Here is an 8,372-nt window from a genome sequence, read left to right as displayed (position 1 = left end):
GAGGTCGGCTCGTCCAGGACCAGGACCCGCGGGTGCGGGGTGAGGACCGAGCCGATCGCGACCCGCTGCCGCTGCCCGCCGGAGAGGGCGGCGATCGGGCGGTCCCGCAGCCCGGCCAGGCCCAGCAGGTCGAGGGTCTCCTCGACCCGGCGCCGCATCACCTCCGGGGCGAGGCCCAGCGACTCCATGCCGTAGGCGAGTTCGTCCTCCACGGTGTCCGTCACGAAGTGCGCGAGCGGGTCCTGGCCCACCGTGCCGACCACGTCGGCCAGTTGCCGCGGCGGGTGGGTACGGGTGTCCCGGCCGGCCACCGTGACGCGTCCGCGCAGGGTGCCGCCGGTGAAGTGCGGGACGAGCCCGCTGACCGCGCCCAGCACGGTCGACTTGCCGACCCCGGACGGACCGGCGAGCAGCACGAGTTCACCCTCGGGAACCTCGAAGTCCACACCGGCGACGGTGGGTCCGGCGGCACCCTCGTACGTCACGCTGACATCCTCGAAGCGGATCACGCATGCTCCCTGGGGACGAAGGCGGGCAACAGGGCGAGCAGGACGGCCGCGGCCGGCCAGAGCGGAAGGGCCGGGGCGACGAGGGGGACCACCCCGGGGCGCAGCGCCTGCGGATCACGGACCGAGGCGAACGTGAGCAGCGCGGCCACCGCGGCGCCGGAACCCGTGACCAGCCAGGCGCGCGGCCCCCACGGGTCCGGGCGGTACCGGGTCCGCGGCGAACGCCGGCCGCCCAGCCGCAGCCCCGCGAGCGCGGCGACGACCCCGGCGAGCAGGACGGGCAGCCCGTACGTGCCCCCCTCCGCCGTCAGCAGCCCGTACGTTCCCGCGCACACGCCGAGCAGGCCGCCGAGGGTGAGCGCGGCCGTCGTGCGGCGGACCCGGGCGGGGACCTCGGCGGTACGGCCGTAGCCGCGGGACTCCATCGCGGCGGCGAGCGCGACCGAGCGCTCCAGCGCCCCCTCCAGGACCGGCAGGCCGACCTGGAGCAGGCCCCGTACGCCCCGGTCCGGCCGGCCGCGCAGCCGGCGGGCGGCGCGCAGCCGCTGCACGTCGGCGATCAGGTGGGGCGCGAAGGTGAGGGCGACGACCACGGCCACGCCCGTCTCGTACAGCGCGCCCGGCAGGGACTTGAGCAGGCGGGTGGGGCTGGCGAGGGCGTTCGCCGCGCCGACGCAGATGAGCAGGGTGGCCAGCTTCAGACCGTCGTAGGCGGCGAAGACGACCGCCTCGGCGGTGACCCGGCCGCCCAGCCGGATGCCCTGCGCCCACTGCGGGAGCGGGATCTCGGGGAGGGTGAACAGGGTGTGGGTGCCCGGGATGGGCGACCCCAGCGCCACCGCGAACAGCACGCGGACGAGGAGGACGGCGAGGGCGAGCTTCACGAAGGCGGTGTAGGAGCGGGCCCAGGGGGTGGGGGAGCGGTGCGTCGCCACGACGTAGCCGGAGGCCGCTATGAGCAGGCCGAGGAGGAGGGGGTTGGTGGTGCGGGTGGCGGCCGTACCGAGACCTATCGCCCAGAGCCACCAGGCGCCGGGATGCAGGGTGCTCCGAAGCCGGGCGGGCGCGGGTTCGCCCGCCCGCGCGGGCCGGGAGCGGCGGCGTCCGCCCTCCGCGTGCGGGTGCGTCGGCCGCACCACCCCGGCGGCGCGGGGTACCGCGCGCTCGCGCTCAGCCACGAAGGACCCGCGGGCGCACGCCTTCACGCACTCGCCTTCCCGCCCTCGCCCCGACTCATCGCGACTCATCGCGCCGCCGCCGTGCCTGCCACACCGCCGCCCCCGCCAGCAGGGCGACCACCCCGGCGCCGACCGGCAGCCCGAGCGAGGGCCCGCTGTCGGCGGCCCCGTCATCGGTCCCGCCGTCGGCCCCGTTGCCGTTCCCGCTCCGCTCGCCGTCGGCGGAGACCTGCTCCCCGCACCCCGTGCGCGGATACCCGGCGATCGCGCACAGCAGGGCGTTGGTGTCGTACCGCAGCGGCTCGGCCACGGCGGCCAGCGCGTCCGCGGTGGTCGCGTCCGCCGGCACCCGCGCGCACGCCGTACGCCGGCCCGGCGGCGTCGCCCCGGCCGGCGCGTCCGCGCGCGTGCCGAAGTCGAGCACCAGAGCCACCCGCTTCGTCCCGGAGGCGGCGGACGTACCCGCGCAGATCGTGTCGAAGTCCGCCGTACCCCGCGGCCGGCTCGCGTCCGCGGAGTCCGCGCTCACCGAGAACCGGAAGCCCTGCACCGCGCCGTCGTCGGGGCGGACGGCCGCCGGGCCCAGGGTGGCGTACGTCCAGTGGCCGCCGGTGCGCTCCCAGAAGGACCAGTAGCGGTAGCCGGCGGCGCCCGCCGGCCCGGCGGAGCCGAGGAGCAGCAGCGCGGCGACGAGCACCGGCACCGCACGGCGCACGGCGGTACGGCGGACAGGGGTCACGACTGGCGCTTCTTCCGGCCGCTGAGCAGGAAACCGATGCCGATGCCGCCGACGAGACCGACACCGATGATCCACCAGACGCTGGTGCCCGAGTCCTCGTCCTCCGCGGCCGACTCGTGCGCGGCGGAGTCCATGTGCGGGGCCGGGCCGAGCGCGTTGAGGGAGCTGACCAGGCTGGTGCCGTTGAAGTCGCCCGGCTGCTCGCCGATCGCGTGGGCGGCGAAGATCAGCTGGGCGTACGCGGCCGGGCCGCTCTGGGCCGCCCACTGGCCGGCGTTCTTCTCCAGCCAGGCGTACGCCTTCTTCGCGGGCTCGGTCCGGCCGTCCGCGGCGAGCGCGACGACGGCGTCCGCGGTGTTGCCGAAGTCGGGCTGGTCCTTGGCGCCGGGCAGGGTGGACTCCAGGTGGCCGGTCTTCGCGACGGCCGTCCCCAGGTACGCGCCGGCGTTGTCCGCGACCTGGGCGGGGGTGAGGTGCTCGGCCTCGGCGCAGGCGTCCTGGGCCGGTGCCTTGCCGGCCTCCGCGACGAACCCCTTGCCGAGCGCGCCCAGCACACCGGCCGCCGTCGCGTCCGCGTTGGGGAGCAGCTTGCCCTTCTTGTCCGGCTGGTAGGCGAGGGCGCCGCCGCCGTCCTTGCCGCAGGGGATGGACCAGGTGGGCAGCGCGTCGTAGGGGGACTTGCCCGACTTCCGCACGTCCGCCGGGTCGGTGCCGGCCGCGGTGAGCGCGCCGATGACGACGGAGGTGGAGTTGGTGTCGCTGGGGCCGCCCGGGTAGTAGCCCCAGCCGCCGTCCTTGTTCTGCACGGACTTCAGCCAGCCCACGGCCTTGTCCACGGCACCGCCGTGTCCGCCGGTCGCGGCGAGGGCCTGGACGGCGGCGGCCGTGCTGTTGGTGTCGGCCTTGACCTTGTCGTCGCAGGGCCCCGCGGGCTCGGCGCGGAAGGCGGCGAAGGCGCCGTCCGCGCACTGCTGCCCGGTGAGCCAGTCGACGGCCGCGGCGGCCGGCCGGTAGCCGAGGGTGCGCTGGGCGAGCAGCGTCAGCGACTGCCGCCACACGCCGTCGTACGTCGGGTCGCCCTTCCCGTACAGCCCGGACGGGACCGTGACCTTCGGGGACGGGGACGGGTCGGCGGCCGTGGCGGGCGCGGCGGCGGCCAGCACGCCTACGGCGGCGAGAGCCGCGGCGCTGCGGCGTACGTTCATGGTCGGCGACTGCCTCTCCTGCGGGGAGCCGGGCAGCGCACGGGTGACACCCCGGGCGGCTCGGCTCCGTAGACCTCGACGGTGCCGTGCGCGGCGGACCGCCGACGCACGCAAGCCGGTCAACGTCCCGCCCGGGGCAGTCCGGCTCACCGCTGCTAGGCGGAACACGGATTGGGGTCTCCCCTGTTCGAGCGAGGCCGGGAACTCGGGGATGCACGGCGCCGACCCCGCCGCCGTCGACGCGATGGTCATCGACCAGACCCTCGGCAAGGCCGTCCAGGACCCGCACTCGCCGGTGCACGGCCGCGACCCGCGCGACCTCGCCGCCCAACTCACCGGCGACGACGGCGCCGAGCGGCGGCTCGACCTGATGCTGCGCCTCGGCCCGTACGGCGACGGCTTCGGCGCCCGGCCCGACGGCCTGAGCCTCGCCAGGCTGCTCGACCACCCGCACGGCATCGACCTCGGCCCGCTGCGCCCGCGCCTGCCGCAGCCGCTGAAGACCCGTAGCGGCAAGGTCGAGCTGCTGCCCGAGCCGATCGCCGGCGACCTGCCGCGGCTGCGCCGGGCCCTGCACGAGCGCCCCGCCGGCCTGCTCCTGGTCGGCCGCCGCCATCTGCGCTCCAACAACAGCTGGATGCACAACGTGCCCGCCCTCACCGGCGGCAGCAACCGCTGCACCGTGCACATCCACCCCGAGGACGCCGCCCGGCTCGGCGTCCGGGACGGCGCGGACGTACGCGTCAAGGGCGCCGGGGGAGAGGTGACGGTCCCCGCCGAGGTCACCGACGGCGTCCGGCCCGGGGTGGTGAGCGTGCCGCACGGCTGGGGCCACGACCGCCCCGGCACCCGGCTCGGCCACGCCGCCACCGACCCCGGCGTCAACGTCAACCAGCTGCTCGACGGCAGCCTGCTCGACCCGCTGTCGGGCAACGCGGTGCTCAACGGCGTCCCCGTCGAACTCACCGCACTGCCGTGACCTGGACTTTTGCGCGTATTGCTCGCACGTCAACGTCTTGTTAACGCCGTTTGAACGGACCTAACGTCATCGCACCGCCGACCCCCAGGTGGGATGTTCAAGGGCGAACGTTAGGTATCCACTCATGCTGACCATCCTCGGCTTCGCCATGATCGCGACCTTCCTGGTCCTGATCATGCTGAAGAAGATGTCGCCGATCGCGGCGCTCGTGCTCATCCCCGCGCTCTTCTGCGTGTTCGTGGGCAAGGGTGCCAAGCTCGGCGACTACGTCATCGACGGCATCACCGGCCTCGCCCCCACCGCGGCGATGCTCATGTTCGCGATCGTCTACTTCGGTGTGATGATCGATGTCGGCCTCTTCGACCCGGTCGTCCGGGGCATCCTGAAGTTCTGCAAGGCCGATCCGCTGCGCATCGTGGTCGGTACGGCGGTCCTCGCCGCGATCGTCTCCCTGGACGGCGACGGCTCCACCACCTTCATGATCACCGTCTCGGCGATGTACCCGCTGTACAAGCGGCTGAAGATGTCCCTGGTCGTGATGACCGGCGTCGCCGCCATGGCCAACGGCGTGATGAACACCCTGCCGTGGGGCGGCCCCACCGCCCGCGCCGCCACCGCGCTGAAGCTGGACGCCGGCGACATCTTCGTGCCGATGATCCCGGCCCTCGCCATGGGCCTGCTGTTCGTCTTCGCCCTCGCCTACGTCCTCGGCCGCCGCGAGCGCAAGCGGCTCGGCGTGCTCACCCTGGACGAGGTGCTGGTGGAGGAGACCGAGACGGTCCTCGTGGGCGCCGGCTCCGGCAAGGGCGGTACGGCGAGCGGCGGTTCGGGCCCCGGCGCCGACGCGGACGCCCCCGAGGAGGACGACGGCTTCCAGGGCCTCGACCCGCACCGCCCCACCCTGCGCCCGAAGCTGTACTGGTTCAACGCGCTCCTCACGGTCGGCCTGCTCACCGCCATGATCATGGAGTGGCTGCCGATCCCGGTGCTGTTCCTGCTCGGCGCGGCCCTCGCCCTGACCGTCAACTTCCCGCACATGCCGGACCAGAAGGCCCGGATCGCCGCCCACGCGGAGAACGTCCTCAACGTCTCCGGCATGGTCTTCGCCGCCGCCGTCTTCACCGGCGTCCTGCAGGGCACCGGCATGGTGGACCAGATGGCCAAGTGGCTGGTGGACAACATCCCCGACGGCATGGGCCCGCACATGGCCTTCGTCACCGGCGTGCTGAGCATCCCGCTCACCTACTTCATGTCCAACGACGGCTTCTACTTCGGCGTCCTGCCGGTGCTCGCCGAGGCCGGCCAGGCGCACGGCGTCTCCACCGTGGAGATCGCCCGCGCCTCGATCATCGGCCAGCCCCTGCACATGTCGAGCCCGCTCGTCCCGGCCGTGTACGTCCTGGTCGGCATGGCCAAGGTGGAGTTCGGCGACCACACCCGGTTCGTGGTCAAGTGGGCCGCGCTCACCTCCCTGGTGGTGCTCGGCGCGGGAATCCTGTTCGGCATCATCTGATCGCCCGGCATCGTCCGGCACTCGACGGAGGTCGTCCTCATGGCGCCCGGTGGGAACCGCGGCTGGCTGCTCCGCCTCGTCATCGCCTTCGGCTGCGCGCAGGGGGCGGTGTCGATGGCCCGGCCCGCCGTCTCCTACCGGGCCCTCGCGCTGGGCGCCGACGAACGCGCGGTCGGTGTCATTGCCGGGGTGTACGCGCTGCTGCCGCTGTTCGCCGCCGTACCGCTCGGCCGCCGCACCGACCACGGCCGCTGCGCGCCCCTCCTGCCGGCGGGCGTGGTCCTCATCGCCGGCGGCTGCGCGCTCAGCGGACTGGCCGGCTCCCTGTGGGCGATGGCCCTGTGGAGCGGGGTGATGGGCCTCGGCCACCTCTGCTTCGTGATCGGCGCCCAGTCGCTGGTGGCCCGCCAGTCCGCGCCGCACGAACAGGACCGCAACTTCGGCCACTTCACCATCGGCGCCTCCCTCGGCCAGCTCGTCGGGCCGGTGGCCGCGGGCGCCCTCATCGGCGGCCCCGACATGGCACACAGCAGCGCGCTCGCCCTGGTGACGGCGGGCGCGGGCGCGGCCGTCGCGTTCACCTCGCTGTGGCGCATCGAGGACCGTACGGCCGTCGCCTCCGGTCCGCGGCGGGGTGCGCGGGTGCCGGTCGCCGGCATCCTGCGCGCCCGGGGTGTGCCCGCGGGGATGCTGATCAGCCTGTCGGTGCTGTCCGCGACCGACATCCTCACCGCCTATCTGCCGGTGGTCGGCGAGCACCGGGGCATCGCCCCCTCGGTGATCGGCGTCCTGCTCAGCCTCCGGGCCGGCGCCACCATCGCCTGCCGGCTGGTCCTCACCCCGCTGCTGCGGCTGCTCGGCCGGCCCGCGCTGCTCACCGTGACCTGCCTGCTGGCCGCCGTGCTGTGCGCGGGGACGGCGCTGCCGGTGCCGGTGTGGGCGCTGGGCGCGATGCTCACGGTCCTCGGCTTCTGCCTGGGCGTGGGGCAGCCGTTGTCGATGACGACGGTGGTGCAGGCGGCGCCCGCCGAGGCCCGTTCCACCGCGCTCGCCCTGCGGCTGACCGGCAACCGGCTCGGCCAGGTCGCCGCGCCCGCCGCCGCGGGTCTGGTCGCCGGTCTGGCGGGGGTGGCGGCGCCGTTCGTGATGCTGGGGGCGTTGCTGCTGCTGTCGTCGGGGGTGGCGCTGCGCTCGCCGGACCGGCCCGGGGGATCGGCCGGGCGGGTGAAGGGGGAGCGGCCGAAGCGCCCCGGATTGCGCCGCACGAGCGATCTCTGACGGCGCGTCGGGCGTCGGTGCCGACGGGCACGGGGTGTATGGAGCAGAGTCCAGGCGAAAGAGCGATTTGTATGAAAATCGTCTGACTCGGAGGAATATCCATGCCCACCCTGAAACTCCCACGAAGCCTCGGCTCTCGCGCGGGCGCCACCGTCATCCTCACCGCTCTCGCCGCCTCCGGCGCGTCGTGGGTGGCGGCGCCGGCGGCGGTGGCCCAGGGGGAGAACGGCGACATCAGGATCCACCGCGTGGGCGTGCCCTTCGGGGTCGCGAAGGACGATCCCGTGGTCTGCAGGTTCTACCTCGACGCCGTCAACTTCGACGTCCTGCCCTCCATCGCCTACACCATCACCCCGCAGCCCCCGTTGCCGACCGCGGCCACCGTCACCGGCACCATCCAGCTCGCCGGCGGCGCCGGGCACACCGACCCGCTCGGCCTGGCGGACGGCCAGTACCGGCTCACCTGGACCGTGGCGGGCGCCGCCAGGGAGAAGGTCTTCCGCGTCAACTGCCGGGACGAGCACAAGGATCAGGGGCAGGGCGGCCCCAACGGGCAGATCGCCGACGACCAGCACAACGACACGGCCTGGGGGAAGAACGACCAGAACGGTCCTCCCAAGGGCGGGGTGCACGCGGGCGGCGGCGGCCTCATCGACACGGCCGCCGCGTACTCCCCGGTGGCCGCCGCGGGTGCCGTGGGTCTGGTCGCCGTCTGCGGTGTCGTGTACGTCCGGCTGATCCGCCGTCGCCCCCATGGTGCCGCGTAGGTACCGACGCAGGCCCTGGTACCGGACCCGCGCCTACCGCCTGGCCAGGACGGCCCTGCTCATGGTCGTCCTGGTGACGGTGGGGTCCCGGTGCGGTGCGGACGGCGGAGCGGCCGGGCCCGGCCGGGGCGCCGTGGCGGCCTCCGGCGCCGACTCCTCCCGGGCCGGCGCGGAGGATGCCGGCCCGGACGCCCCCGCCACCCC

At 74.5% G+C, this 8,372-nt stretch carries 7 protein-coding genes and 2 pseudogenes; 5 read left to right on the top strand and 4 right to left on the bottom strand.

From position 1 onward, the window contains the following. The 4 genes from CCN44_RS35905 to CCN44_RS35890 all read right to left on the bottom strand — a co-directional run. A partial coding sequence (locus CCN44_RS35905) for an ABC transporter ATP-binding protein (RefSeq protein ID WP_143650218.1) occupies positions 1-509 on the bottom strand: 509 nt, incomplete at its 3' end. Next, positions 506-1,861, bottom strand: coding sequence for an energy-coupling factor transporter transmembrane component T (locus tag CCN44_RS35900; protein WP_272935804.1), 1,356 nt, complete (start codon positions 1,859-1,861; stop codon positions 506-508). The genes CCN44_RS35900 and CCN44_RS35905, both read right to left, overlap by 4 nt. Further along, positions 1,743-2,426 (bottom strand): SCO2322 family protein, encoded by a 684-nt coding sequence (locus tag CCN44_RS35895; protein ID WP_059249131.1) that lies wholly within the window; start codon positions 2,424-2,426, stop codon positions 1,743-1,745. The genes CCN44_RS35900 and CCN44_RS35895 overlap by 119 nt, the downstream gene beginning before the upstream one ends. Continuing rightward, complete coding sequence (locus tag CCN44_RS35890; protein ID WP_059249129.1) at positions 2,423-3,631, bottom strand: prenyltransferase/squalene oxidase repeat-containing protein; 1,209 nt, start codon at positions 3,629-3,631, stop codon at positions 2,423-2,425. The genes CCN44_RS35895 and CCN44_RS35890 overlap by 4 nt, the downstream gene beginning before the upstream one ends. 205 nt (positions 3,632-3,836) lie before the next feature. Here CCN44_RS35890 and CCN44_RS35885 point away from each other — a divergent pair. From CCN44_RS35885 to CCN44_RS46805, 5 genes and pseudogenes are all read left to right on the top strand, one after another. Then, positions 3,837-4,610: pseudogene (locus tag CCN44_RS35885) on the top strand (molybdopterin dinucleotide binding domain-containing protein); the annotation flags it as partial. Between the two features lie 124 nt (positions 4,611-4,734). Further along, a complete protein-coding gene (locus CCN44_RS35880; RefSeq protein ID WP_059248470.1) occupies positions 4,735-6,123 on the top strand; it encodes a CitMHS family transporter in 1,389 nt (462 codons plus the stop codon). Between the two features lie 39 nt (positions 6,124-6,162). After that, positions 6,163-7,401, top strand: a complete 1,239-nt coding sequence (locus CCN44_RS35875; RefSeq protein WP_059248469.1) for an MFS transporter — start codon at positions 6,163-6,165, stop codon at positions 7,399-7,401. 101 nt (positions 7,402-7,502) lie between these two features. After that, positions 7,503-8,168 (top strand): hypothetical protein, encoded by a 666-nt coding sequence (locus CCN44_RS35870; protein WP_059248468.1) that lies wholly within the window; start codon positions 7,503-7,505, stop codon positions 8,166-8,168. Then, positions 8,155-8,372, top strand: a pseudogene (locus CCN44_RS46805) (class F sortase); the annotation flags it as partial. The gene CCN44_RS35870 and the pseudogene CCN44_RS46805, both read left to right, overlap by 14 nt.

This window comes from Streptomyces tricolor (genome assembly GCF_002155905.1).
In the GTDB taxonomy this organism is placed as follows: domain Bacteria; phylum Actinomycetota; class Actinomycetes; order Streptomycetales; family Streptomycetaceae; genus Streptomyces; species Streptomyces tricolor.
The sequence above is the reverse complement of the archived record's forward strand: the minus strand, read 5'-3'. Positions and strand labels throughout refer to the sequence as shown.